This window comes from Caballeronia novacaledonica (assembly GCF_900258035.1).
GTDB lineage: Bacteria > Pseudomonadota > Gammaproteobacteria > Burkholderiales > Burkholderiaceae > Caballeronia > Caballeronia novacaledonica.
In genome coordinates this window covers 18,581-42,215 of the sequence record NZ_OGTP01000013.1, presented here as the reverse complement: position 1 = coordinate 42,215, position 23,635 = coordinate 18,581, and the positions used below count along the sequence as shown (strand labels likewise).

The following is a 23,635-nucleotide window of genomic DNA, read 5'->3' as shown; positions in this document are numbered from 1 at the left end:
GGTTGCTCCTATGTTTGCGGGAGGTCGATTTTTGCGCCGGCCTCGGCGCGGCCATCCGGCCCGGGTGAACCGCCTTCGTAGGCGTTCGGGTCGTCTGGAAAATCCTGTTTCGGATGGTTCGGGTCAGCCGGGTCAATCGCGTCGACCTTCACGTTCAGACCGTTGAGCGTCGGCAACTCGTTGTCGCGCACCCACTTCCACGTGTCCTCATACGAGATGTCGTAATCGGCCTTGAATTCGAACTGGTAGTAGAGCCGCGCGCGATCCATCTGCAGCAGCGCGCCGCCGTCATACTCGATCTGGTCGTAATCCTCGCCCGGCTCCCAGCCGACGAGCGTCTGGAAAAGCACTTTCCGGATGTCGTGCACGCTCGTGATCGCGCCCTGCCCGCGTTCGTCCGCGGTGTTGCTCAGCACGACGATCACAGCGAACGAGTCCTCGACCGTCTGCCGATAACTATTGCTGCTCTGCTGCTGATCCGGGTTCTCGTCGAGCGGCACAACGTACGCCGCCGGCACCGGCAAGTTCGCGGCCTCCGGCAGAATCTTGAACTGCGCCGCGCCCGCGACGCGCTGCGCGAAGATCGGCGCGCGCGCACGGAGATGTTCGATCACTGCTTCGAGATTCATCGCGGAATCAGCGCGTCTTTCAGCGCCGCCTTGATTGCGTTTTCCGAAACCTCGCGGCGCTTGTCGAGCGCCACGGTCATGTAGTTCTCGCGCGGCTCAATGCGCCACCCGCTGCCCTGCTCACCGCCCTGTCGGCGCACGCCGTACCAGAGGAAAGCGGGATAGAAATCCTTGCCCATCTCAGGCGTCTTCTGCGGCGCGATTCGCACGAGGAAGCCCGAGCGGCTCACCTTTGATTTGATGCTGCGCCAGAGCGTGCCGCTGTCGCGCCCGGGATACTCGCCTGGCCGAGACAGCGCGCGCCACGCAACGAGCCGTCGTGCTTCTTTCTGGATGTCGCGCCCGCGCGCGCGCATCACCTTGCGGATCTTCTTCTTGTCGAAGTCGATTCGCGAATGTCCTGTCCACCCGACGTGGACTTCGACGCCGTCGCTCATATCGCACCCAGCAATTCCGCATCGATCGCGACGCGATCGCGGCGCCCTTCGAGGGCGATCGTTCGCTTCACGCGATACCGGTCGCCGGCGTATTCGACGACGTGCTCTGCCGTCACAGATGCCTCGGTAATCTGGCTCGACCTACGCACGGTGAATCGATGCGTCACGGATTGCTCGAGCTGCTTCGAGCCGAAGAAGATGCCGCTCGAAACGGGCTCGACCTTCGCCCAGATGCGCAGGCCTTCATCGAACGTCTGCTCGATACCGAATCCGGAATCGGGCACGTCCGTCCAGCGACGCACCGTGACGCGCTTGTCGAACTCGTTGATGTCGGTCGTCATCACAACTCCGGCGATGCGTATCGCTCGATCAGCCCTTCGATGAAGCGGCCCGGCGTTTGAAAGCGTTGGTTTGTCGTCGAAGCCTCGCGATTCTCATAGAGCCCGCCGATCTGGATCTTCATCCACACGATGATCGACTTCGGCATGTTGCTCACATCAAACGCGCCGCACTTGAACGTCACAACGACATCCGTGCCGCGGGGCCACGTGCTCACCGGCATCAGGAATGCGCCGGACATGAGCCGGTACTGATCCGCCGCCAGTGTCGCGAGCGCTCCAGTGTCGTCCTGATAGGCGACGCTCGTCACCTCCGTGACGTCCTTCCAGAGGCGCAGCTTCCCGCAAGGAAAGGTATCGCCGCGCGATTCGCAGGTTTGCAGCAACAGCGGGCGCTGAAGTTCCTTCTCTGCAGTCTCGCGCGCCGCGACGATGAAGCCGGAGATCTCGTCGTCATCGTCGGCGCCGTCGACGCGCAGATGCAGCTTCGCCTCTTCGAGACTGATTGCCTCGGTGGACGGCGGAACGGTGACGAACAGTTGCACAGCGGGCTCCTTACTTGAGCGATTCGGCGTACTTCACTGCATCGGCATCGTCGTCGACGACACCAGCAGCCTTGGCGGCCTTGAGCGTGCCAGCGTCGAGCTCGACAACGTCGTTCGGCTCGCCGTGCTCGCTTGCGACCAGCACGCGCGCCTTCGTGGTTTTGGCTTCTGCCATGATGCGATCCTCAGTTCATTTGAAGGAGAGCGGCCCGCGTGAGCCGCTCCGCTCGCTCAACCCGGCTTAGGTCGCCGAGTTCTGATACAGCTTGACCGCGCCGCCGACGTCGATCAGGTTGCCGCCTTGGCGGTTGAACGCCACGAAGCCCACCTGGCCGTTCAGCGTGAACGCCGAGTCGGTCATGCGGAACATCGTCAGGTCCATCACCTCGCGCACGATGTACTTGCTGAAATCGCCGAACGCGATCGACTTCGCGTTCGCGGCCATCGCGGGCATTTCCTGCGCGATCGTGATCGGGCGACCGAGCAGACGGTCCGGCGCGCCGCCGGGGTTGCCTTGCTCATAGCCCGGCACGAAGATCGGGCGACCTTGCGTGTCCTTGATCTTGCGGATCACCTTGAGCGACGAATCCGCCATCAGGTAGCCAGCAGCCGCGCGATAGATCGGGTCGACGCTGTGCTCGAGGTCGATCAGGTCGTCATAGATGACCGTGGCCGTCTGGCCGGTGGTGCCCGTCTTGCCGACAGTCGCCGCGGTGACGATGCCGGTCGGCTGACCCGTGCCGCTGCCGGTCGTGAAGTGCGCAGCCGTGATGCGGCCGATGCGCAGCGCGAGCAGCGCCTGAATGTAGCCTTCCAGATCGAACATGCTGTCTTGGATCAGCTCGAACGGCAGCGCGATCTTCTTCGACGAGTACTTGTACACGTCGAGCGTCTTGTTGCCGAACGTCGTGTCGAGCGCCGTAACAGCCGTGTTCTGGCCGACGATTTCGCCCTGCTCTGCCGTGGCGTCAGCCGTCGGGAAGTTCATCTGCGCGCCCGTGCCGGTCTGCAACGTGGTCGCCACCGAGCGGATGCCGCCGAATGCCTTCATCGCCTGCGTGAGCTGGCGGAAGTACTCGGTCGCCACCGTGTAGCCACCTTCGCCCGGCGTCGTCGTGGACATCGCGTTGCGGATGTCGCCGATCGCCTGACGAGCTTGCAGGCGTGCGAGGTCGTCCTGTGCCAGCGCGCTCATGCCGCCGGTCAGGTATGCGCGCAGCGCGCGCGACTCGTCGCCGTGCGCGCCCGGCGTGCGGGTGAACTGATTCACCAGGCCGTCGGTATTGCCGTTGAGCGCGTTCGCCGCGATCTTCTGCAGGTAGTCTTCGTTCCGCTTGATCTCCGCGTTGACGCGGTCGATTTCGGCCATGCCATCGGCATACGCCTTGTCTTGTTCCGCGCCCCACTTGTCGCCCTGGTGGTTTTCCATCAGATTGGCGATGTTCTTCGCGAGTGCGTCACGGCGCTCCCGCAGTTGCTGGATGCTCATATCCTCTCCTGTTGAGAATGAAAAAAGCCGCCTCACGGGCGGCTTGTATCGAACGCGGGAGCGCGTCAGATTCGGTTTTGAAGGTCCAATCGACGCTTCATTGCAGCGAAATCGGGCGCCACGCGGGGCGGTTCGGCGGGCGCTTCGGGCTCGTTCACGACCGGCGGCGTTACGGGCGGCTCGACGTTCGCGCGCGGCGCATCGGGCGTCGGGGCGTTTGCGTATGCGCCGAGATTCCACGCCGACGCTTGCGCCTTCTCTGCCGGTTGTGCGACGCGATCGGCGAAGCCATTCGCAATCGCCTCTTCCGAGTTGAACCACGTCTCGGCGGCCATCCACGCGGCGATTTCCTCGGCGTCTTTGCCGGTGCGCTTCGCGTAGGTGTTCGCCAGCGATCCGTCGATCTTGTCGAGCAGATCCGCCTGGCCGCGCATGTCGTCGGCATTGCCCACGCCGATCGTCCACGCCTTGTGGATCATGAAGAACCCGCCTTCCGCGATCTCGATCTCATCGGCCGCCATCGCGAGGAAGCTCGCCGCGCTCGCCGCGAGCCCGTCGATGTGCGCAACCACGCGCGCCGAGTGACCGCGGATCGCCGCTTCCATCGCGCGCGCGCCGAAGACGTCGCCGCCGGGCGAGTTGATGCGCAGATGGATCTTGCCCGCAGTGATTCCGGCCAGTTCCTTCACGAAGGAAGTCGCCGAGACGCCGCCCCAGTAATCGTCCGAAACGATCACGTCGTACAGATACATGGTGACTTCGTCGCCCTCGGTGCTGGCCTCGATGCCGAAGCGCCGCGGCGCCTGTCGGTTCTCATTCAGCAGCTGGAGGATTCGGTTCTGGCGCATTCGTTGCCCCGGTGTTTAGCGTGTCGCCGCCATCTACAGGCGGCAGGTTTTCCATGCGGCGAACCTCATTGACCGTCAGCCAGCCCGGTTCACCGGCGCGACCGAGACCAACTCGATAGCCATCGTTGCGCGTCTTGAAGTCGCCGCGCTCGAGCGTCGCCGCGTTGAACTCGACGAAGTTTCTGGCCGTCTTGAACAGCTTCCGATTGAATTCCTGCTCAATCTTGACCAGATGGCGCTGCAACGTGTACTTCACGAAGCCGATACCCATCTGCTCGACACCGCTGCCCCAGCTCGTCGTCTTGTCGGTCTGGCCGATCATGAACGGCGGCACGCCGAAGATGCGCGCGATGTCTTCAATGCTGAATTTCCGGTTGTCCAGAAGCTGCGCGTCTTGCGGAGAGATGCTGATCTCCTTGACGTCCATGCCGTTCGGCAGGACAACGGGAGCCGTCGTGTTCTTCGCGCCGGAGTAGCGCTCCGCCCACTGGCCGCGCAGCTTATCGATCTGCTCGCTGTTCAGCTTGTCGCCAGACTTCAGCACGAGATCGGGGCGCAAGCCCTGATCGATCATCGTCTCTGCCTGCTCGCCGCCGGCGAGCGCGATCGATGCCGGCTGCCGTAGCACGTGACGAATCTGCGAGAGCCCGCGCAAGCCGTTGAAGCCCGGCCCCGGGACGTGGATCACGTCGTCCTGGTCGAGCGCGATCACGCCTTCAGGCGTCGAGAACAGGTACGCGCGACGCTCCGGGGACGCGCGAATCACGTCCACGCATAACGGATGCATCGGCTCCAGCCACTTCACGTCCGGCGAATAAGGCGACACGCGGTGAATGCGCATGAACAGATCGCCTTCGAGCAGCAGCGACTGCGCGCCGAACTCCCAGCCGACCGGCGCCGACCACGTCGGATGCATCTGCTCATTGAGCAGCCACCAGAGCGGCGGCCGATATTTCTTACGGCTGTCGCCTTCCGTCTGATATGTCTCCAGCGTCAGGCTCGCCAGCGCGCCGCCGATCAGCGACACGCACGCGTAGACGGCGGACACGCTCATCGCGCTGCGCTCGCTGATCGCGCGGCCCGCCCCGACGTGGCCTGTCAGCCACGCATAGGCTTCGGTGCCCGGCGTGATGCCGGAAACGGGCACGGAGTTCGCCGGCCCTTGAGCGCGAGCGGCTTCCCGCTCCGCGCGCCACGACGTCAGGATCACCGATCCCGGCGTGCGCACGCGCTGCTCGTTGTACCAGGGCTGAGTCATAAGGCGATGATTTCCGGGTCCGCTTCGGGTTGCTTGTTCAATATGCGGCCAATCGCCATGATCAGCGTGACCGCACCATCTATCTTGTTGTCGTCGCCCTGCTTGATCGGGCGCACGACGTCGTCATTGCCCGGCAAGTGCTTGCCGACCACGTTGCTGATACACCACGTCATGATCGGGTTGCCGTCGTGGTGGAACCGGCCGGACATGATCGCGGCCTCCAATTCCTTCATCGGGTCCGACATGTTCGTATAGTTCTGCACGATCGTGACGGGCGTTAGCCCCTCGTCGTCGAGTTGGTGCGACAGGTTCGTCGCACCGTGCGGATCGATCGGCGATTCGTCGACCGGGCTCAGCTTGTTCGCATCCTTCGCCTCTTCGAGGATCTCGCGATAGTCGATCTCCGCGCCGTCCGTCGCGCGCAGATGCCCGCTGTTGACCCACGCCTGAAACCGTTCGGCCATGCGCCGATTCTCGGAGTTGTTGACCGTGTCCTCGGGCACCCAGAATCGCGGTGCGATGCTGTAGTAATGCCGCTTGTCGTCGATGTCACGCCAAAAAAGACGGGCCATGCTGTTCATGTCGAGCTTGCGCGCAAGGTCGAAGGCTAGCGTGCACGACTGGCCCTCGAACTGCTCAAGCGTCAGCGTCTCGTCGGCGCAGTTCTTCCAGTCTTCGAGGTTGAAGAAGCCCGCTTTCGCCGACGTCCAGACGTTCAGATGCTTCGTCTTGAACGTGTTCGTGAAGCGCGCCGACTTGATCGCGCGCTGCTGCTGGCTCTCCAGATACTCCTGATAGACCGAAATGCCGATGTTCGGATTGGCCTTCGCCAGCACTCGCGGGTCGGTCCAATCGTCGCCTTCGTCGATGGTCCAGATCCAGCCGAAGAGCTCGTCGTCGGGCACCGTGCCCTCAAGCATCTCGATCACCTGACGCCGCTTGTCGTAGCACGGCCCCTCGATGTTCGCGCCCGCCGTCGTGATGATGAACATGAGCGGCTGGCGACGCGCGCCCATGCCGGTCAGCATCGTCTCGTACAGCGCAGACGAATCGTGCTCGTGATACTCGTCGACGATCGCGCAAGACGGCGACGCGCCGTCGCCCGGGTTGCCGATCAGCGGCTCGAAGCGACTGCCGTCTTCCGGCTTGTTCATGTTCGAGGCGTTCACCTCGATCCCGGCAGCTTCGATGAGAAGCGGCGAGCGCTTCACCATCAGCCGCGCGGGACGAAACACTTCCCACGCCTGCTTCTCGGTCGTCGCGCCGCTGTACACCTCGGCGCCGAACTCGTCGTCGAGCACGAACATGCCGATACCCACGCCCGCGGCGATCACCGACTTGCCGTTCTTGCGGGGCACTTCCCAATAGCTTTCGCGGAATCGGCGCTTGCTGGTGCGATTGTTCACCCACCCGAAGGTGCACATCAGGCCGAACTTCTGCCACGGCTCGAGCGTCACGAGTTGGCGCTTGAACGCCCACTCGCCCTTCGTGTGTGGCATGAGCTCGATCAGCGCGAGCTTCTTCTCAGCCGCGACCGGATCAAACTTCCACTTGTAGTTTTTCTTGCGGCTCGCCGCGAGGTCGTCCAGGTGGCGCTGGCACGCGAGCTGGATGTACCGGCACGCCGGCCGTTTGCCGCGCACGACGTCGCGCGCGAACTGGAGCGCCTGCTCCACGCGCGAGTACGTTGTTGCCATGTTGGTTTAGCTGCCGAGCAGCGCGCCGAAAGGGTTGTCGGTCTTTTTCTTGCCGCCGCCCATGAGCCGCTGTCGACTCGACGGGTCCAGTCCGAGCATCGCGCCGAACGTCGCCATCTGCGAGGCGGACTCTTTCACAACTGTCGCCGCCGGGTTCTTGGTCGGCCCGCCCTGCGCGCCGAGTACGACAGGCCCGTTGCGCACGACATCCGCCTGCGCGACGCGCCAATTACCGTAGGCTGAGCAGAACAGCTCGACGATGTGCAGGTCGGTCATCTGCAGGATCTTCTGCGAGCAGAGAAGCGGCACGACTCGCTCCCACATGTCGCGCGCCTCGGCGACGATCCACTCTGGCGCATCGATGTTCTCGACCAACCCGAAGTCGGGTTCGTCCTTATTCAGTGCTCGCTTGCCCGGATTGCCGGCCAACTCCTTTTTGGCCGTGGGCTTGGCGCGGCGTCCGGAGCGGCCCGGAACTCCGGCCATTTTTCCCTCCGTTTGCGGCGATTTTCCGCCGGTTTGGCGTTGTAACTTTTACTCGCCGCCGAACCTCCGGCCGGCGAAACCCGAATTTCATTTTTCGCGGTTGTGAAAATTCGGCTGGGCGGACGGTCCCAAGGCCTTCCGCGCCAGACTTTCGAGGCCCCCCGGCCGCTGGCGGGCGGCGTGGCAGCCTCTAGGCTGGCCGCAGGCGGGCTGCCTGCTGCGCGCGCGGGGCTCACCGTGCCTTCGGCTCGCGCGCCGTCTTGTCCTTGTGACAGACCTTGCAGATCGACTGCAGGTTGCTGTCGTCATCCGATCCGCCCTGCGCTTTCGGCAGCACGTGATCGACTTCGGTTGCGATGGTCACTCGACCCGCACGCCTGCACGGCTGGCACAACCCACAGTCACGCAGAAGGATTCGTTCGCGGCGCTTCACCCAGGCGTTGCCGTAGCCGCGCGCATGACGATTGCCGCGCACCGCGTCGGGCTTCCACTTCACCTCATCCGCTTGGTGCTTCTCGCAATAGTTGTCGTTGCCCGAAACCAGAGCGCCGCATCCTCGATGCTTGCATGGTCGCTTCGGTCGAGCAGGCATCAGTCATCGCCTCGCGCGAACAACTCCGACGTGTCGTCAAGCGCACGCGCAAACACGAATGCAGCACGCGCCCACATGTTCAGCCAGATGCTGAAACCTTCGAACACATCGTCGACGTCGAACATGGCGCATCCAAACTAGGTGAGAACACAGCCGCAGCTTCCGGGAATGGGGATTCGCACACGCGAGGGGAACGGGTTGCGCTCTCATTCGCGCTCGCTGCCCCGTATGTGACGCCGGGTTCCAGCCCTGAGCAGTAAGCGCGGATCAGAACGCAAAAAGCCCGCTCAGTGGCGGGCTTCTCTCAGGCTACCAACTCGACTTTCTCTTGAGGCACCGATCCCTCCTTACGAGGATCGATAAGCTCACGCCGAAGCGGAATTGGTAATCTGAGCAGCATTCTAGCGAAACTCTCAGGGTTTACAAGCGATTTCTTCAACGAGGCTTCGGCTTCTGCGCAGATCAGATTCCACGGCCGGCCGCGCAGGTTGATGCCGTGCAACTTGCGCATACGCGTGACCACCTGCACGTCGCTCATCCCCCAGATGTAGTGGTACTTGAGGATGAACTTGTGCACCGGGTGCTGCATCGACGACCACGCGCGCTCCACCAGCCATGCATCGAGTTCGTCTTTCGACAGAGACACGGGCGCACCCTCGTACTTTCCCTCCGAATCCCTGATTGATACGTACCAGCGCGCCCACTGCGCGCAAACGCCTGCCTGAAACTTTGGCAGGCGCACCACACGGGCCCAATTGTCGAGCCGCTCCCCGAAAGTTTCGAACGTCATCCTATTTCCCCATTCCATATTTAGGACCACTACACTCTACTTCATTCGTCTAAGCTAAACAATTGTTTCTTAAGACATTTCTCCAGTTTACGCGCACTGCTCGACCTCGAATCCGAACGCCTCGGCGACTCTGAGACGACAGATCGCGACCTTCGGCGACTCGTCGACCATGATCCCGTGGAAGACCGGGTTCATCTGCGATTCGGCCAGCCATTCGAGCTTGCCGTCCTCGCGCACGCGCGGATAGGTCACATAGCGCTGACGCTCGGCGATCGGCGCGGCGATGTGCCAGTTATCGGACGGCTGATACTGGATGTAGCCGACGGACTGGACATCGACCTGGCACCAGTCCATGCCGCATGCGCGCTTCACTTCGGCCTGCATGCCTTCGGCGCGCGCCGTCCAGTAATCGAGCCACGCGCCGGAGAGTTGAGCAACATTCATCGCCGCGCCTCCCATTGAAGCCACGCCGACAGACCGAAGGCACAAACGAAAGGCCACACGACTACGAAGACGATTCCTTGTGCGTCGGGCGTCATTTCGTCACCTTCGCGGGTTGCGGCAAATTCCAGTTGCGGCGGCGAATGCCGAGCGCGGCGTACAGCGGATCGAAATTGTCGGGTAGCGTGTTCATACGGCCTCTCTCACGTCCATCTCTGCCATGCCGCTCGCGAGGAACGGCGCCAAGGTTTTCTTGTTGTCGTCTATGTAAGCCCGAGTTCGATACACACCGGGCTCTACCCACGCATCGTCGAGAATCGGTATCCCGGTGCGCCGATCCTCGGGAATCCATGCGTCAACCCAGACAAACGGCCTCGTCGTGCTCTGCACTCGCGGAAGCGCAAGCCGATACACCATCGTTTCGAGCCCCAGCGTCAGCTGGAACCGCTCCATTGCGTACCGCTTCCCGTTGCGCCCGCGTGGCGTGCGCCACCCTGTGTGGCTCGGTATTCGAATCCAGCAACGCACCTTCTTCCTCCTTCAAACCAAGCTTCACGGCGCGCGCCGGCTCCCAGCGCGCGTATGCTGCGTTCCACAGGGCACGCTTGTGCTCGCGCAGGAATCGCTTGCCCTGGTCGTATTCGTGATGGCACGTCGGGCACCCCGGCACCGTGAAGACGTCGGGCGTCTTCATCCCCATGCCCTTTCCTTCGTTGCGGTGCGCCGGCACGCTCGTCTTCGGGTTGCTCGTGCACACGCCCGGGATGCGCAGATAGCACGGCTCGTCACGGCAGGCGTCGCGCATGCGCTTGTCCTCGCCCGACTTACGCTTCGTCGCGCGAAGGCGCTTCTCCACGCGCATCTCTGCCGTCGCCCGGTCTGCAGTGTTCGTGAACGGCGACTTGCGTTTGAAGCCGCTCGACTTGAGCGGCGTCTTGCGCGCGAGCGGCGTGGAGCGCTTCACGCGGCCTCCGCTTCGTCGAGCAGCTCGATAACGGCGTCCTGCGAGATGACCGGAATATCGCCAGCCAGGCCGACGATGTGACGCGCCTGCATGACGCGCAGCCCGAGCCCGCGTGCGAGCGCGTGCTCGACCGTCGCGCCGCGCGATTGCTCCCAGCCCTGCAAGAGCGCGATGCCGTCGCACGTCACGAGCTCGCGAATGTCCGCGCGCATGGCCGTCAGCCAGTCAGGATTCGGGCCGACGTCGATCTCTGCCGGGTTGACGATCTCGAAGCCCAACGCGCGCAGGCGCGCCGCCTCGGCATGGAACGCCGGGAAGTTCAGTTCCGGGTAACCGGACATCGGCCCGGCCAGGTAGATGCGGATCATGCTGCGATCCTCCCGACACGGCACATGGCCTGCATGCCAGCGATCAGCACGTCGACCGCTGTCGCAACCACGCGCGCCTTTTCTTCGACCTTTGCCGTGATCTCGCTCGACGGCGGGAAGGACTTGCCCGTCCACCGGTACATGTCAGGTTGCGGACCAGGAAGCGTGCCCTTCGACTTGCCGAGTCGCTCGACGTAGCCCTGCCCCTCCAGCGAGGCGAACGTGTGCTTCAGCACGTCGCGAGATTTCTCCAGATCCTCCGCGATCGAGCGGATCGTCGCGTGCCGGCGGCGCTTCAGCGCTTCGAGTACGACGCGCTGCTTCAGCGGCATCACCTTGTGTGTTCTCTTCGGTCGCGCGCGCGTGCTCAGATCCTGCCGCGCGTAGTTTTGATTGCCCCGCATCACTTCACCTCCACGATCGTTAGTCCCCGCGCCGCCATCAGATGGCGTTTGATGCGGTATCCCTCGGTTACCCGGCCCTTCACGTCTTCAATCACCTGCGCGCCGCCCTGCTCGTACACGAAGTCCGCGACGTAACGCAGCGCCGGGCGCTTCCGGCCAGCGATCACGACTGGCTCAGCCAGGACGAACGGAACCTGAAGCTGCAGGTCGCTGATCTCGCCGCGCACCTGCATCTGCACCAGCTCGTGCCAGCGCTTACGCTCGCGCTTGCTGTCGAACTTGATGCCGCCCGCTTCGCACTTCGTGTTTCTGTACTTCGCCGGCTTCTTCGCCGACGCAGCGACCGGATGCGGCGCCGGAGCAGCGAACGGATCCAGCGGGTCGTCTAGAGCGGCCGTCTGCGGCGGCACGCCCGTCTTCTCGTAGATCCGGCGCTGCGCGGTCGTCATCGACATCGCGGGCTGACGCACCGTCGCCGTGCCGAAGCGACCGTCTTTGATCGCCTCTTCCGGGTATCGGAGCGCGGTTGCTCGTTTCGTCATGCCGCGGCCCTACAGCGAATCGGATTGAACCGGCATGCCGAATTACCGGAGACGTATTGCCACTCGGGCAGGTATGCGCAGTTGCGGAAGCCGCGGCGATGCATGCGCTCGTGCCCGGCCTTCGCGAATGCGTGTTGGCAGTTGCGGCAGGTGTTCATGCCGCCTCCGTGTTGCCGTTCTTGTCGCGCGGGGCGTCGTTGAGATACGCGTACAGCGCCTCGCCACGCTCTTCGCTCTCGCGGCTGACCGCGGCGAGCAGGTATTCCATCCACGGGCCCGGACCGAGCGTCTTGCAGACCTTGGCCTTGAATTGCTCGAAGTACTGGAAGCGCGCTGGGTCGATGTTCAGGCGCTTACCTTGGTCACGCCAGCCGGCCTCGCCCGTCCACCAGCCATCCGGCGCGTCGCCGGTGACCGCTTCTCCGGTCGATTCGTCCTTCGCTTCCCAGATGCCCGTCCAGCCGCGCAAAACGGATTCATCAACCGCGATCACGATGTCACGCCCTTGACCGTGGAGCTTCGTGAGCTTCTTCAGCGTGACCCTGGCGGCCGGGTGGGTCCAAGGAATGTCAGCCTTCTTTTCCTTCGCTTCGCGGTGCTCACACCAGTCGAGCCACGCATCCAAAGGTAGCCATGCAGGCAGTTCGATTTCTCGAAGTTCAAGATGCAACGCAGTTCGCGGCGCAGTCCGCGCGAGTTGGTCGTTGCCTTTCTGTTCCTCTGGTAGTTCCTTGGTAGTTCCGTGTCCCAAATTTGGGACCGTTTCGGCGGAAATTTGGGACTGTTTCCCGGAAGATTTGGGACCGTTCGAATCCAAATCTGGAACTGTTCCGTTTTTGGAACTGTTCCGTTTTTGGGCTCCTTTAACAGTGCCGTTTTCGGAACCGTTCCGAATTTGGGACCGTTTCGTTTCAGGAGGCCCGATTTCGACGGCCTTGCCTTCGCGATTGGTCATCGTGACCTTGCTCGCGCCGACGGGGCGCGTAATCTGATAGACGACGATCTGTCCCGTGCGGCCGGTGCGCTCGCCGGTGTCTTCCAGATAGCCAAGCTCCTTCAGGCGCTTGATGTTCGCGAGGATCGTCTTGCGATCCTGCTCGATGAACTGCTCGATCGCGTCCATGCTCGCCCAGACCCGGAAGTCTTCGTTGGCGAAATCGGCCAGAGCGATCAGCACGCACTTCGGCGAGCTTTTGCCGACGCGCTGCGCACGAACCCAGAATGTCGCTGTAACGCTCACGGGCTAAGCCTCCAGACGCTGCAGGTTGCGCGCCATCCACTTGCCGGCAATCCACTCGATGCCCTTCGGTGTGAAGCGTGTTTGATTGAAGGCGTAGGCGTGGTCGTCGTGCGTGACGCCCGCTTTGATCTCGAAGCGACCCGCATCGATGTGCGGCTGATACGGCACAAGGCGGCCGCCGAGCTTGTAGACGATGTTGGTGTCCAGCAAGAACGCGCGGAACTCGTTCTCCTTCGCGCCGAGGAGCTTGCAAACCTCGCGGAAACCCTTGCTGCCGTCAGCCTCAACGTAGCGGCCGACGAATTCGACTGCGGGCTTCTGAGAAGCGATCAGCGCGGCTTGTTGCTCGATCTGCTCAGCCTGCTCGGCGGCGAGGCGCAACGCCTGTGACAGCGTCTTCGGAACCTGAACGGCGCTGTAAGAGCCCGTCTTGCGAATCGACGGCAGAACCTCATGAGTGATCCACCGCTTGAACTGCTTCGCTTCGGGCTTGCGCGAACGCATGACGAGCGAATAAAGCCCCGACTCGCTAACCGTGCGAACCTCTTGCCGGCCGCCAAGGGTCTCAATAGTGCTGACACCCTTTTCGTCATCGTCGAGCGGCATCAATGCCATCGACGTGTTGCCAATTTCGAGTGCAGCGCAAACGTCTGACGCGACAAACCACGGCTCGCCGTCGGCCGTGGCGATCAGTCGAATCGGCATCGCCTCAAATTGGAACGGGATGATGTTCATGAGTGAACTCACAGGTCGTTGTCTTGACCGCACGGCAGAGAGCCGTCGGTGCGTTGCTTCGCGCCACAACCGATGCAGACCTTCAGCTCTTCAGCCTCGGCTTGCTCCTGGTATTCGGCGGTGAGCGGGCCGTCGAAGAAACGACCCGTCGTGATGAAGTTCGGGAAAGCGGGGATGTACATGATCACTCCGCCATGCCGCGCAGGCGCGACGCGATGCTGAACAGGACTTGCGCGTGCTTGAAGATCTTTTTCTCGACGTGGTCGACTTCCTTCATGTCGACGCGGCCGTCCTGAAGCGTCTTGCAGATCTCGCTGCCGACGTCGCCGTGAGTCGACCAGGCTTCGCCCATCAGTTCGACGATCGCGGCGTCCGAGCACGCCTCGACGTTCGGCATCTTCACCAGCGCGTAGCCGCGCTCGCGGGCCCATGCTTCGAGCACACGGTCGTCGTCGGCCATCTCCGCGATCTGCACGGCGTTCATCAGCGTCGCCTGGTGCGTCTCCGTGTTCGGATTGACCTTGCTGCGAAGGACTGCCGCCGACATGCCGAGCCGCGGCGCAAGAGACTCACAGCCGCCTTTGTAGGCGTGCGCAACGGCGTGCAGGGTGTCGAGAATGTTCACTTGAATCTCCGAACGAACGTATTTACTAAGGGTTGTTACCGATACAGTTGCATCAAGAAAACAAGACAACGGGGTACATCTGTGGAATCAATCAACCTCTTCCATCCCTACTCCGGCGACGAGCGACAGCCGCGCTTTGTGTAATCTGGCTACGTGATCCCGGCCATACACCCGGATGAGCACGAGCTCGCGGACGAACTCTGAAATCCCCATTCCAGCGTCTGTCGCAATCCGCTCCAGCTCATCTCGGGTGTCCTCGTCGACCTTGGTCCTCACTTCCGCCGTCAGCTTCCCCAGCGGACTTGAGAACCCAGTTCTCCCTCGTGCCATTCCGTCACCTATTCGCTTGTCCACTCGTCGGGCCCTCGCATCAATGGCCGCTTCGGCGGCTCTACAAACCAATAACAACGGGGTGCAGCAATGAAGTCGTGCTACTGCCTGAGGGGCCAATCCGCCGTAAGCAGTCCTCATCTAGACCGGTTGAAACCGGCAGAAGAAGGACAGGCGGCACTTACTTCGCTGCTTTGGCTGGTCCTGCTGAGTCCGCTTTCAGTCTGCGGATCTGCAGGACCGCTTTCTTCCGAACCTCATCGAGATACGCATCCGGGTAGTTCTTTGCGACAAGCTCAAGGAGCATCGCGCGCACTTCTTTCTGCTCAGCGGCTGTGAGAGGCGCGTCGTTCATGCCGACTCCCTTGCGTTTGCCAGTTCCGGCCAAATGAGATGCCAGTCATCTCGGAACGTCTTGCGCGACACCGCGCCGCCAGTCGCACGTTCGAGCCCAACGCAGTTCTCGGGGCTCGGGAGACGATCGGCGTATCGATGACGCCACTGGCGTATCTGCGCATCGCTCTTCACCCGATAACCGAGCGCCGTCATGCGACGCCGCAATTCGGCAACGGTCGGGGCATTCGGCAGAGAGAGGTATTCGTCGAGGTCCATGAGTTCATTCTAGTAGCAAATGCTACACAAAACAAGGAGCAAATGCTATGAGTAGCATGTGCTACTGTTCGGGAATGAACGACCTTGAACTCAATAACCTCCGTGTTTCACTTCTGAAAGCTGCCATTGACCGGGTGTCCGAGGGCAATATCAGCGAGTTCGGTCGGCGTCTTGGTTACAAAGACGGCGCGTTCGTTCGCCAGATGCTCAATGGCAGCCGGGTCGTCAGCGAGAAGACTATCCGCGCTGTGGAGGCTATTCCGGGTTTGCGGGGCTGGTTCAATTCGGCATCTGTATCCGCTGCACCCTCTGGCACAGAGCACGAAGCTTACAAAAGCGATTCGGCGAATAGCGACCGAAACACCCCGCAAGTCGATTCGCAGCCCGCTGAAAAAGGGGCTACGCTACCTACTCAGATCGACGCCGCAACCCTTACCTCGCCAGCGAGACTGAAGGCTGCCCTATTCCAGACGGCCGCGACCTCGTCTGAGCTGGCGGGCGTTGCCGGCGTTGGCGTCGACGTCGCGTCCCAGTGGCTGGCTGGCACAGGGCCCGAGTTGACGATCTCGCAGGCTATGGCGATCCAGAACACGTACGGGATCAATATGGTCTGGCTGACGAGGGGCAAAGGTGAACCCGGCGTCGCCGTCAGATTCGCGGATGAGTTCAGGCCCATCCCCATTACGCAGTGGAAACCAATTCCAGTAGTAGGCATGGCACAACTCGGAGATAACGGACATTGGGCCGACCTGGAATATCCGGTCGGCCACGGAGACGGATACGTCGACTTCCCGACGCGAGATCCTCACGCTTACGCGCTGAAATGCGACGGCGACTCGATGCGACCGCGCATTCAGGCAGGAGAGTTCGTCGTCATCGAGCCCAGTCAGCCCGTCGAGGCAGGCGACGATGTGATGCTCAAGTCAAAGGATGGGCGCGTGATGATCAAGCGATTCCTATACAAGCGACAGGGCCGCACGCACGTGATCTCAGTGAATGACGCGCATCCGGCAATGTCTTTCACGGACGACGAAATCGACAAAATGCATTTCGTTCGGGCGATCTGCCGTCCTTCTGCGTGGCGCCCTGAATAGAGTGACCGCAGGTTCAAATTGGTCAAGCGGGACGTTGAGACCACCAGTGGCGGCGGCGATGATTCTCAAATGGAAGCCCGCGTAGCGGAACTTGAGTCGACAGTCGAGTTCATCCAGCGAGGCATAAAAGAGCTGAAGGACGACGTGCGCGCGCTAACGGACGACATCTCAGGCATCCGCACAACGGATTTCCGGATAATTTTTGGCGCAATTATCGCAGCGGCCTTGGGCCTCGCCAGCATGATGGCAAAAGGATTTCACTGGATCTAGAAGCTTCTTCAGCTTGCTGAAATAACTCGCTTCGGCGGGATTTTTTTCTTGGCGCCCTCCTTGTCATCCGTGACACGCCTCCTTCTAGAGGCGCCTGCTCAACTCCACTGTGCATTTCCACGCGCCAGAGCACCTCGCTACACGCCCCACGAACGCTGTCACCGCCCGCATCAAGTCAGCGAGCGCCATCCGTCCCTCCTTCGTCCCAACATCGATTCACGCCAGAGCGTGGCCCCCACGGTCATTAGAATTTGTATGTCATTGTCGTCTAGCTCGTCCCACGAGCTCGCCAACCATTTCGCCAGGTTCACGCACGCGCCCTCAATAAAGAAGAAGTCCTTTCCCTCGAAGTTCATTTGTTCAAAGATTGCGATCACATCGTCCGGCGTCGTCATGTTGGCTCCAAGTCGTCCGCCCAACTGTACTCTTCTTCAGCGCGGGCATTCTTAGCGATATGTTGGTAAGCGACCGAGGCCGGTTTTTCGTTTCCAGCGCAACGCCCCTCCTCGCAACGCACCGCTGTTACAAAATTGTCGAAGGTAGTAGCGTTTGCTACTTGCCATATTTAGTAGCGATTGCTACGATATCTCCCATACCCTTGCTACGTACCGCGGGAGATAGAAATGACGCTGGCCCAAATCGGTTTCCGGTTTCTCGTTTCTCCCTCCCGCGTCAAAGGCGAGTGGCACCACGGAGCGCGGTTGCGCAACTGGTCGCAGTTGGTTGGACGGACTGCACCGACATGACCGACGCTCAATTCGACATCTTCATGGGAGTGGCGACGGCATGAACCGCACAATCAACGACAACAGCCTGCTTCGCGACGTCGAGCGCCTGCAGGACGCAAATCGCCTCATCAAGGCAGTCGGAGTCATCAGCATGTACGGCTTTGGCGTCGCCTGCGTGTGGTTCCTCTGCGTGGCAGTTCCGGCAAAGGCGCTCTGGCAATGACTGTTCTGAAGATCTGGGGCGTGATTCTGATCGTGACTGCGGCCTTCTTGGCGCTCGATTCGGAAACGTCGCTCCGCAAAGCTGAAATGGAACGCTGCGCGCATACGCGCTGCATCTAATACTGGTCCCGGAAACGCTCACCTCATGAACGCCTATCAGATAGTAGTCCTTCTGTTCATCGTGACCATGGTTGCTGCAATCGCGTTCGTGCGCGGCGCAGATGCGCGAGCAGCGCGCCTGATGGGCGAGATTGAGCAGAATAAAAAGCGCATTCGCTGGCCGGCTGCGAACTGAATTCCAACCACCGAGCGCGGCCGTCACTATATCCGGCCCTGACTTGATGACGTTGCGCGCCGCCTGACCGTGATGGGCAACCCGATAAGGGCAGCAGGCTTGTAGCGCCATCAACTCAGACAGTATTGAAGTCCCTACGCAGCACTTTGATCGGCGAGTCCGCACCGGTCATCGCCTTCTGGGCGGCGACCTCAACGATGCGCCAAAGATTTGCATTGAGCGCCTGGCCGTCGCCTGACATCGAGCCATCCGATCCGAAGACATCCCCGAGGCAGCTATGCGTCACCTGAATACGGAAAGTCTTACCGCCGATTTGGTGGTTGAAGAAAAGGTCTCCGTCCAAGCGTAAGAATGGCCTGTTCGATGAGGAACTCATGAAGGATCGTCCGATTATATTTTCGATAACCATGGTGCGCGCGATTCTCTATGGAGGCAAGAAGCAGACGCGGCGCGTCGTGAAGATGCAGCCGCCCGCGACGACGCGCGACGTGTTCACGTATCACCATCCGGACCCGCGCGAGCACTTCTATGCGTTCGACGGCGATGCGCTGCTCGATTGGGCCTATCCGTGTCCGTATGGAGAGATCGGCGACCGGTTGCATGTCCGGGAGACGTGGCAGCACAGCAACCACCCGCTCGGCCCGTATGACGATGAGTGCCACGTGTTCTATCGCGCCGACTACATGGATGATCCACACGGCCCGGACGGCGAAAAGTCGCCTGAAGGCAAGTATCGCGAGTGGCGGCCTTCGATTCACATGCCGCGCGCCGCGTCGCGCATCGCGCTTGAAATCACCGGCACGCGCGTCGAGCGGCTGCAGAGCATCAGCGAGGCCGACGCAGAAGCCGAAGGAATCAACTTCCTGCGCAGCGTGCCCGACGCCGATGAGAGGCTCGACGCGCGCAGCCTCTTCCACTACCTGTGGGACGGCATCAACGGCGATGGCGCGTGGGCCGCAAACCCGTGGGTATGGGTCGTCGAGTTCAAGCGCGCCGCATGATCCGCCACCTATCCCCCTTCCGCGCGCTGGTCGAAGCACTCGACGCGCTCGGCCACGCGAAGAAGCCGACGACCGCGCTCATCCACCGCGCTTGCGAGCGCTTCGTGGAGATGGTCGCGGAGATTACGGGACAGCGCGTCACGGTCTGGATCGGCGAAACACCTATTGCGCGCGGCGACAAAGCCGCCTGAAGGATTGAGATGCAACTTCAAACAGACATCTTCGCGGCCGGCGCGCAGCGATTGCAGATGGATGATTCGATCGAAGATCTGATTCGACGTGGCGCGCTGTTCGTAATTAACCACAGCGGCGGCAAAGATAGCCAAGCCATGTACCTGCTGGTCAGCCAGGTTGTCCCAGCGCATCAGATCGTGATCGTGCATGCCGACCTTGGGGAAGTCGAATGGCCTGGCGCTGAAGCGCATATTGAGGCGACAACGCGAGGCGAACCGATTCACGTTTGTCGCGCGCGCCGTACGCTCCTCCAAATGATCGAGGAGCGCGGGAAGTTCCCCAGTCCACAACAACGGCAATGCACAAGCGACCTCAAGCGCGGCCCAATCGAGCGGACTATCCGGCATCTTGGCAACAAGCTGATCGTAAATTGCATGGGGATGCGCGCTGAGGAATCGCCGGGCCGCGCAAAGCTACAGACACTTAGGTTGAATGCTCGGAATTCGAAGGCCGGAAGGAAGTGGTACGACTGGCTTCCGATCCATCACCTCAGCGCGAGTGATGTGTTCGCTACGATCGCCAGCGCCGGACAAAGTCCGCACCCGATCTATGCCGCGGGCATGACGCGATTCAGTTGCTGTTTCTGCATCATGGCAAGCCGTGCAGATCTGACGACTGCGGCGCGTCTCAACCCGGCCCTATACAAGCGGTATGTGCAACTGGAACGATCGACCGGGCAAGTGATGCTGATGCCGACGAAGAAGCATGGCCGGCAAACGCTCGAAGAAGTAACCGGAATCGACGCCGCATGAAGCCCCGAAAACTTCTCGACCGTGCCGCCGCGATCATCGAGCGCGAGGCGGAAGGAATCCGCGCCGCGCACGCCACGTTCGGCCGCTGGGATGACTGCCGCGAGGCGAAACGCGATCACGACGAGATGCTGCGCATCGCCGCGCAGCTTCGGCAGGCTGAAGCGTTTGACGCCGCCTAACCAGCCGTCAATTCAGCGGCGCGTGCAAGCGACCGTCGACGAATCCCAATCCGCAGTGCCAGCAAATGTAGTTCACGCGGCCGTCTGTTCGATTGAGAAACACGAAATGACATTTTTTCACTTTTTGTAACCCCGTATTACAAGCGGGGCGAAATTTACCACAACATCAACTGCGGGTGCTGGAACACATCATGAGCAACGAACTTTTAGTGCGACTCTTCTACGCGGCCCAAGGCGACATCACGCAGTTCCGCATCAAGGCCCGCAGCCTTCTCTCCGCGAGCATCGCCGACACAGCGTCGCACCAAGACGATGTGGCCGTGGACCGGTTCGCGCAGGTAATGAAAGAGAAGATGGCCGATGCTCGCGGGAAAGGCCGTGGAGGATGGGAATCCGCATCGCCCGAACTTCTCTCGCGGATGCTTCGCGAGCACGTTGAAAAAGGCGATCCGCGCGACGTGGCGAACTTCTGCATGATGCTTTGGACCATGAGCGCTCCCATCGCCCCGAGCGCTGACAGCCGGGATGCGCGCTACGACTGGATGCTTGCGATGCTTCGCGCTGATGGCTGGACAGAAGCTGCGATGGACAAGGAAATCGCCGCCATCGCCGCGGAGAGATGCGCAGACGGGAAGGAGGGGAAATGAACAGCCGCCGCTTCCGCAACAAAACCGGATTCGCCGACAGTACCGATTTCGTCGAAACGCATGGAGACGGGATGTCGTATCGAGTGACGCGCAACGGCCATAGATCGGAGTACCTGCCCGACTACGAGAAGCGAGCGCTCGAATTTGTCCGCGACGGGCACTGGATCGAGATAGAAGACGCGTCGAGCGTGGCCAGCAAAGAGGAGCCGAAATGACCGAGCAAACAACCGCGCTCTCATCTGACACCGCCCGCCTCGACTTCATGGTCCGCACTGGCGCAGTCGTGCAGTGGTACGGCGAGACGTGCCAGCTTCAAGCCAGCGCAGGCGTCTTGTCTGGCGCGGGCGAGTTCTACGAATCGGCGCGCGAGGCTATCGACGCGGCAATGACGAAGGAGCAGTCGTGAGAAAACTGACCGCTTTTGAGTGGGCCTGCCTCGCTGTTCCCGTAGTTGCAGCGATCGCGTACCTGATCGCGGAGTGGATCTGATGTGCGCCCGCCGCGGAAGGATGAGTCAGGAATGCGTCAGTTCCATCAGGTCGGGCAGCTTCATGTGCGGCGCTTGTTGAGCCAGCTTGTGAATGAAGGTACGCCAGTACACATCACCGTGCTCTTTGCTGTCCGGATCGTAGTAACCGTACTTGGTTGAAACGTCCGCCATCGCAGCAGCGTCGGCAGATTCGAGAAGGGTTTGGGCTTGGATTTTGTTCATGCCCGCGTTATCGGCGGCAACAGAAAGAACTTTAGGAAGTGGAATGCAGCAGCAGATCGAAGAATTCATGCGCGTGACGCGCGCGTACCTGGAGAGCACGAATGGCAGCAGTACTCGAAGCGCCGCTTGAACTGACCGAGGACGAGCTCGAGCGCATCACCGGCTATAAGCGCCCGTCCAAGCAGATGGAAATGCTCAAGTCGCTCGGCATCCCCGCGCGCCGCCGCCCCGACAACTCTGTGCTGGTAATGCGCATGCACTGCATCGCGCCCACCCAGATTCCCACCGCAACGATAAAGCGCGAGCCACGCGTTAAATGAACCGAAGAAGAAAACATCACCGCGGCCTGCCCCGCCGCGTCATCGTCAATCACGGCGCGTTTTATTTCTTCGCGCCGGAGCCGATGCGCAATCCGTGGACGCAGGAGGAACAGCGCTGGATCAAGCTGTGCCGATTCGAGGAAGGTGAGGCGGTCATGTACGAACGCCTGGGCTTCCTGATGAAGGAGAAGAAGCTCGTCAGCGGCACGATGCCGAATTTGTGCGAGGAATGGAAGCAACGCAAGCTCGCGCGCTACACGCCCGCCGTGCGCAAGGAATACGAACGCATGGCCGATTTCATCGCTGAGAAGCTCGAAGAATTCACCGTCGCCGACGTTAAGGCGCGGACGATCACCGTGTTTCTGCGGAAGTATTTCGCCGAGAAGAACAACACGGCGCAGAAATACGTGAACGTGCTGCGCAAGATGTTCAAGATGGCGATCAGCGAAATGGGGCTGCGCGACGACAACCCATGCGACCAGCTCGACCTGTCCGACTATGAAACGAAGCGCCGCGAGGTGCTTCCCTCTCACGAGGTTATCGCGAAGATCCGCGAGGCCGCGCTGACCGGGAAAGACGGCCTGCCGACCGAGTCCGGCCCGATGTTCCAGTGCATCGTTGATATGGCCTATCTGTGCTGGCAGCGTGCGATCGATGTGCGCATGCTCCGCGACGCGCAGATCGAGGGCGGCGCCATCCGATTTAAACCGACGAAGACAGCGAAGTCGAGCGGAAAGATGGTGGACATCGCCATCACGCCATCGATCGACGCGGTGATCGAGCGCGCCAAGGCGATCAAGCGGAAATACAAGATCATTAGCCCATACCTCTTTCCGTCGACGAAAGGCACGCCGTACACGAAGACGGGCTTGCACTCGATGTGGCGCCGCGCGAAGGAGCGAGCGCAGGTCACCGACGACGTCGTGTTCAAGGATCTGCGCGCACTCGGCGCAACCGATGCCGCGCGTCAAGGCAAAGACAAGAAGCAAATCCAGACGCGCCTCGCGCATACCAGCGGCCGGACGAGCGAGATTTACATCAAGGAAGTGATCGCAGAACGGTCCGAAATGGACGTCGCGCTACCTTGGAGCCCGCCTAATATCGAAACAGGGAACTAGGCTGGATAAGGGTTTCAAGCCGATTAATCTTTGAGCATTTGTTAGGCGTGGTATCATCGCGCCCTTTACTACAGAGCCTTTGCGGCGAGTGAATTCCCGCATGGGGTGCAGGTGGTCGGAGGTTCAAATCCTCTCGCCCCGACCAGACACAAACCCGCGAGAGCCTTGGCTCTCGCGGGTTTTTTTGTGCTTGTTTTTTGTCCGATGTTAGAAGGTTTCTAATATTTTTAGCAGTCGAACCGCCGAGCACGCGCGTCGTGATAGTGTGAATCCGCACAGCATTCGTAGTGTTGAAATGGGCCTCTTTCAGATTGAGGCGAGTGCGGGCACTGGGCGGCGATGTGAGCGGCGGGTTTCACGCGCTAGGTGTGCGTGTCGGCAACGGTCAGATGACGGCAATGTCGCAGAATGAATGTGCGTTTTGGACGCGCGCGATCGGAGCAGATGATGGCGAATCGAAATCACTGCTTCAGATTGCGCTGGTGTGAAATAGCCGCGGCACTCCGCGCCGCTTAACGGTACTGAACGTCCATTGTTCCATGTCGGGAGTCATAGGCGCCCGACGCGTTCGAGCGCGCGGGCCACCTCCTCTCTTTGAGGTCGACTTGGTATCGGGTTCTAAATTGCGCGACTTCCTGCATAGAGGATCTTTCGCAGCCGTCGCGTTTGTCTATTTGCTTATCGCGCCGGTGT

At 61.2% G+C, this 23,635-nt stretch carries 40 protein-coding genes; 13 read left to right on the top strand and 27 right to left on the bottom strand.

Annotated features, from left to right (window positions below; translation table 11 throughout):
• Positions 1–8: 8 nt before the first annotated feature.
• The 24 genes from NOV72_RS18780 to NOV72_RS18675 all read right to left on the bottom strand — a co-directional run bounded on the left by NOV72_RS18780 (position 9) and on the right by NOV72_RS18675 (position 15,370).
• Entirely contained in the window at positions 9–629 is a 621-nt protein-coding gene (locus NOV72_RS18780; RefSeq protein ID WP_106856092.1) for a phage tail terminator protein, read from the bottom strand.
• The gene (locus tag NOV72_RS18775; protein WP_106856205.1) at positions 626–985 is read right to left on the bottom strand and encodes a hypothetical protein; all 360 of its coding nucleotides are present in this window, start codon (positions 983–985) and stop codon (positions 626–628) included. Before NOV72_RS18775 ends, NOV72_RS18780 begins: the two co-directional genes overlap by 4 nt.
• A gap of 77 nt (positions 986–1,062) precedes the next feature.
• Entirely contained in the window at positions 1,063–1,407 is a 345-nt protein-coding gene (locus NOV72_RS18770; RefSeq protein ID WP_106856091.1) for a phage head closure protein, read from the bottom strand.
• The gene (locus NOV72_RS18765; RefSeq protein WP_106856090.1) at positions 1,407–1,949 is read right to left on the bottom strand and encodes a head-tail connector protein; all 543 of its coding nucleotides are present in this window, start codon (positions 1,947–1,949) and stop codon (positions 1,407–1,409) included. The genes NOV72_RS18770 and NOV72_RS18765 overlap by 1 nt, the downstream gene beginning before the upstream one ends.
• Positions 1,950–1,959: 10 nt before the next feature.
• Positions 1,960–2,124 carry a hypothetical protein gene (locus NOV72_RS32390; protein WP_181291106.1) on the bottom strand — a complete coding sequence of 55 codons (165 nt, stop codon included), beginning with the start codon at positions 2,122–2,124 and terminating at the stop codon, positions 1,960–1,962.
• Between the two features lie 66 nt (positions 2,125–2,190).
• The gene (locus tag NOV72_RS18760) at positions 2,191–3,438 is read right to left on the bottom strand and encodes a phage major capsid protein (RefSeq protein WP_106856089.1); all 1,248 of its coding nucleotides are present in this window, start codon (positions 3,436–3,438) and stop codon (positions 2,191–2,193) included.
• Positions 3,439–3,503: 65 nt separating this feature from the next.
• Entirely contained in the window at positions 3,504–4,286 is a 783-nt protein-coding gene (locus NOV72_RS18755; RefSeq protein WP_106856088.1) for a head maturation protease, ClpP-related, read from the bottom strand.
• On the bottom strand, positions 4,252–5,544 hold the full coding sequence (locus tag NOV72_RS18750) for a phage portal protein (protein ID WP_106856087.1): 1,293 nt from the start codon (positions 5,542–5,544) through the stop codon (positions 4,252–4,254). The genes NOV72_RS18755 and NOV72_RS18750 overlap by 35 nt, the downstream gene beginning before the upstream one ends.
• Positions 5,541–7,241 (bottom strand): terminase large subunit, encoded by a 1,701-nt coding sequence (locus NOV72_RS18745; protein WP_106856086.1) that lies wholly within the window; start codon positions 7,239–7,241, stop codon positions 5,541–5,543. Before NOV72_RS18745 ends, NOV72_RS18750 begins: the two co-directional genes overlap by 4 nt.
• A 6-nt stretch (positions 7,242–7,247) precedes the next feature.
• A complete protein-coding gene (locus NOV72_RS18740) occupies positions 7,248–7,727 on the bottom strand; it encodes a phage terminase small subunit P27 family (protein ID WP_045454272.1) in 480 nt (159 codons plus the stop codon).
• 232 nt (positions 7,728–7,959) lie between these two features.
• Positions 7,960–8,319, bottom strand: coding sequence for an HNH endonuclease (locus NOV72_RS18735; protein ID WP_106856085.1), 360 nt, complete (start codon positions 8,317–8,319; stop codon positions 7,960–7,962).
• Positions 8,319–8,444 carry a hypothetical protein gene (locus tag NOV72_RS33010; protein ID WP_281261818.1) on the bottom strand — a complete coding sequence of 42 codons (126 nt, stop codon included), beginning with the start codon at positions 8,442–8,444 and terminating at the stop codon, positions 8,319–8,321. The genes NOV72_RS18735 and NOV72_RS33010 overlap by 1 nt, the downstream gene beginning before the upstream one ends.
• 179 nt (positions 8,445–8,623) lie before the next feature.
• A complete protein-coding gene (locus NOV72_RS18730; RefSeq protein ID WP_146150023.1) occupies positions 8,624–9,109 on the bottom strand; it encodes a hypothetical protein in 486 nt (161 codons plus the stop codon).
• A gap of 87 nt (positions 9,110–9,196) precedes the next feature.
• On the bottom strand, positions 9,197–9,553 hold the full coding sequence (locus NOV72_RS18725) for a phage protein NinX family protein (RefSeq protein WP_181291105.1): 357 nt from the start codon (positions 9,551–9,553) through the stop codon (positions 9,197–9,199).
• Positions 9,554–9,905: 352 nt separating this feature from the next.
• On the bottom strand, positions 9,906–10,514 hold the full coding sequence (locus NOV72_RS18715) for a nuclease domain-containing protein (protein ID WP_245933087.1): 609 nt from the start codon (positions 10,512–10,514) through the stop codon (positions 9,906–9,908).
• A complete protein-coding gene (locus NOV72_RS18710; protein WP_245933086.1) occupies positions 10,511–10,882 on the bottom strand; it encodes a DUF4406 domain-containing protein in 372 nt (123 codons plus the stop codon). The genes NOV72_RS18715 and NOV72_RS18710 overlap by 4 nt, the downstream gene beginning before the upstream one ends.
• A complete protein-coding gene (locus NOV72_RS18705; RefSeq protein ID WP_146150021.1) occupies positions 10,879–11,217 on the bottom strand; it encodes a hypothetical protein in 339 nt (112 codons plus the stop codon). Before NOV72_RS18705 ends, NOV72_RS18710 begins: the two co-directional genes overlap by 4 nt.
• Before the next feature lie 68 nt (positions 11,218–11,285).
• Positions 11,286–11,828, bottom strand: coding sequence for a DUF1064 domain-containing protein (locus NOV72_RS18700; RefSeq protein WP_106856080.1), 543 nt, complete (start codon positions 11,826–11,828; stop codon positions 11,286–11,288).
• Positions 11,829–11,982: 154 nt separating this feature from the next.
• Positions 11,983–13,068, bottom strand: a complete 1,086-nt coding sequence (locus NOV72_RS18695) for a helix-turn-helix domain-containing protein (RefSeq protein ID WP_106856079.1) — start codon at positions 13,066–13,068, stop codon at positions 11,983–11,985.
• Positions 13,069–13,071: 3 nt separating this feature from the next.
• Positions 13,072–13,803 (bottom strand): BRO family protein, encoded by a 732-nt coding sequence (locus NOV72_RS32385; RefSeq protein ID WP_181291103.1) that lies wholly within the window; start codon positions 13,801–13,803, stop codon positions 13,072–13,074.
• Positions 13,804–13,811: 8 nt separating this feature from the next.
• Complete coding sequence (locus NOV72_RS32380) at positions 13,812–13,985, bottom strand: hypothetical protein (protein ID WP_181291102.1); 174 nt, start codon at positions 13,983–13,985, stop codon at positions 13,812–13,814.
• A 2-nt stretch (positions 13,986–13,987) separates the two neighbouring features.
• Positions 13,988–14,428 (bottom strand): phage regulatory CII family protein, encoded by a 441-nt coding sequence (locus tag NOV72_RS18685; protein WP_106856078.1) that lies wholly within the window; start codon positions 14,426–14,428, stop codon positions 13,988–13,990.
• 511 nt (positions 14,429–14,939) lie between these two features.
• The gene (locus NOV72_RS32375) at positions 14,940–15,113 is read right to left on the bottom strand and encodes a hypothetical protein (protein WP_181291101.1); all 174 of its coding nucleotides are present in this window, start codon (positions 15,111–15,113) and stop codon (positions 14,940–14,942) included.
• Complete coding sequence (locus tag NOV72_RS18675) at positions 15,110–15,370, bottom strand: helix-turn-helix domain-containing protein (protein ID WP_181291100.1); 261 nt, start codon at positions 15,368–15,370, stop codon at positions 15,110–15,112. The genes NOV72_RS32375 and NOV72_RS18675 overlap by 4 nt, the downstream gene beginning before the upstream one ends.
• 74 nt (positions 15,371–15,444) lie before the next feature.
• Here NOV72_RS18675 and NOV72_RS18670 point away from each other — a divergent pair, with 74 nt between their 5' ends.
• Both NOV72_RS18670 and NOV72_RS18665 read left to right on the top strand, forming a co-directional pair.
• Positions 15,445–16,464 (top strand): S24 family peptidase, encoded by a 1,020-nt coding sequence (locus NOV72_RS18670; RefSeq protein WP_106856076.1) that lies wholly within the window; start codon positions 15,445–15,447, stop codon positions 16,462–16,464.
• Between the two features lie 18 nt (positions 16,465–16,482).
• Complete coding sequence (locus tag NOV72_RS18665) at positions 16,483–16,734, top strand: hypothetical protein (protein ID WP_245933085.1); 252 nt, start codon at positions 16,483–16,485, stop codon at positions 16,732–16,734.
• A 170-nt stretch (positions 16,735–16,904) separates the two neighbouring features.
• Here NOV72_RS18665 and NOV72_RS18660 read toward each other — a convergent pair whose 3' ends face one another.
• Complete coding sequence (locus tag NOV72_RS18660) at positions 16,905–17,129, bottom strand: hypothetical protein (RefSeq protein ID WP_106856200.1); 225 nt, start codon at positions 17,127–17,129, stop codon at positions 16,905–16,907.
• A 391-nt stretch (positions 17,130–17,520) separates the two neighbouring features.
• Between NOV72_RS18660 and NOV72_RS32370 the strand changes: the two genes are divergently transcribed.
• Positions 17,521–17,685, top strand: a complete 165-nt coding sequence (locus tag NOV72_RS32370) for a hypothetical protein (RefSeq protein ID WP_181291099.1) — start codon at positions 17,521–17,523, stop codon at positions 17,683–17,685.
• 144 nt (positions 17,686–17,829) lie between these two features.
• Positions 17,830–17,979 carry a hypothetical protein gene (locus NOV72_RS32365; protein WP_181291098.1) on the top strand — a complete coding sequence of 50 codons (150 nt, stop codon included), beginning with the start codon at positions 17,830–17,832 and terminating at the stop codon, positions 17,977–17,979.
• A gap of 115 nt (positions 17,980–18,094) precedes the next feature.
• On the opposite strand, the gene NOV72_RS18655 is transcribed toward NOV72_RS32365, so the two are convergent.
• A complete protein-coding gene (locus NOV72_RS18655) occupies positions 18,095–18,355 on the bottom strand; it encodes a hypothetical protein (RefSeq protein WP_106856075.1) in 261 nt (86 codons plus the stop codon).
• 31 nt (positions 18,356–18,386) lie between these two features.
• Between NOV72_RS18655 and NOV72_RS18650 the strand changes: the two genes are divergently transcribed.
• The 7 genes from NOV72_RS18650 to NOV72_RS18620 all read left to right on the top strand — a co-directional run bounded on the left by NOV72_RS18650 (position 18,387) and on the right by NOV72_RS18620 (position 21,198).
• Entirely contained in the window at positions 18,387–18,980 is a 594-nt protein-coding gene (locus NOV72_RS18650; RefSeq protein ID WP_245933084.1) for a hypothetical protein, read from the top strand.
• Positions 18,977–19,171, top strand: coding sequence for a hypothetical protein (locus NOV72_RS18645; RefSeq protein WP_106856073.1), 195 nt, complete (start codon positions 18,977–18,979; stop codon positions 19,169–19,171). Before NOV72_RS18650 ends, NOV72_RS18645 begins: the two co-directional genes overlap by 4 nt.
• A 9-nt stretch (positions 19,172–19,180) precedes the next feature.
• Positions 19,181–19,966, top strand: a complete 786-nt coding sequence (locus NOV72_RS18640) for a phosphoadenosine phosphosulfate reductase family protein (RefSeq protein ID WP_245933083.1) — start codon at positions 19,181–19,183, stop codon at positions 19,964–19,966.
• Positions 19,963–20,145, top strand: a complete 183-nt coding sequence (locus tag NOV72_RS18635) for a hypothetical protein (protein WP_106856072.1) — start codon at positions 19,963–19,965, stop codon at positions 20,143–20,145. Before NOV72_RS18640 ends, NOV72_RS18635 begins: the two co-directional genes overlap by 4 nt.
• Before the next feature lie 191 nt (positions 20,146–20,336).
• Positions 20,337–20,792 (top strand): hypothetical protein, encoded by a 456-nt coding sequence (locus NOV72_RS32790; protein WP_245933082.1) that lies wholly within the window; start codon positions 20,337–20,339, stop codon positions 20,790–20,792.
• A complete protein-coding gene (locus NOV72_RS18625; protein ID WP_106856071.1) occupies positions 20,789–21,007 on the top strand; it encodes a hypothetical protein in 219 nt (72 codons plus the stop codon). Before NOV72_RS32790 ends, NOV72_RS18625 begins: the two co-directional genes overlap by 4 nt.
• Positions 21,004–21,198 carry a hypothetical protein gene (locus NOV72_RS18620; protein ID WP_106856070.1) on the top strand — a complete coding sequence of 65 codons (195 nt, stop codon included), beginning with the start codon at positions 21,004–21,006 and terminating at the stop codon, positions 21,196–21,198. Before NOV72_RS18625 ends, NOV72_RS18620 begins: the two co-directional genes overlap by 4 nt.
• Before the next feature lie 108 nt (positions 21,199–21,306).
• Here NOV72_RS18620 and NOV72_RS18615 read toward each other — a convergent pair whose 3' ends face one another.
• The gene (locus NOV72_RS18615) at positions 21,307–21,573 is read right to left on the bottom strand and encodes a hypothetical protein (RefSeq protein ID WP_146150020.1); all 267 of its coding nucleotides are present in this window, start codon (positions 21,571–21,573) and stop codon (positions 21,307–21,309) included.
• Between the two features lie 32 nt (positions 21,574–21,605).
• On the opposite strand from NOV72_RS18615, the gene NOV72_RS18610 reads away from it, so the two are divergent.
• Both NOV72_RS18610 and NOV72_RS18605 read left to right on the top strand, forming a co-directional pair.
• Entirely contained in the window at positions 21,606–21,824 is a 219-nt protein-coding gene (locus NOV72_RS18610; protein WP_106856068.1) for a DUF4224 domain-containing protein, read from the top strand.
• Positions 21,821–22,942: a tyrosine-type recombinase/integrase gene (locus NOV72_RS18605; protein WP_106856067.1), complete on the top strand. Its 1,122-nt coding sequence runs from the start codon at positions 21,821–21,823 to the stop codon at positions 22,940–22,942. Before NOV72_RS18610 ends, NOV72_RS18605 begins: the two co-directional genes overlap by 4 nt.
• Positions 22,943–23,635: the final 693 nt, after the last annotated feature.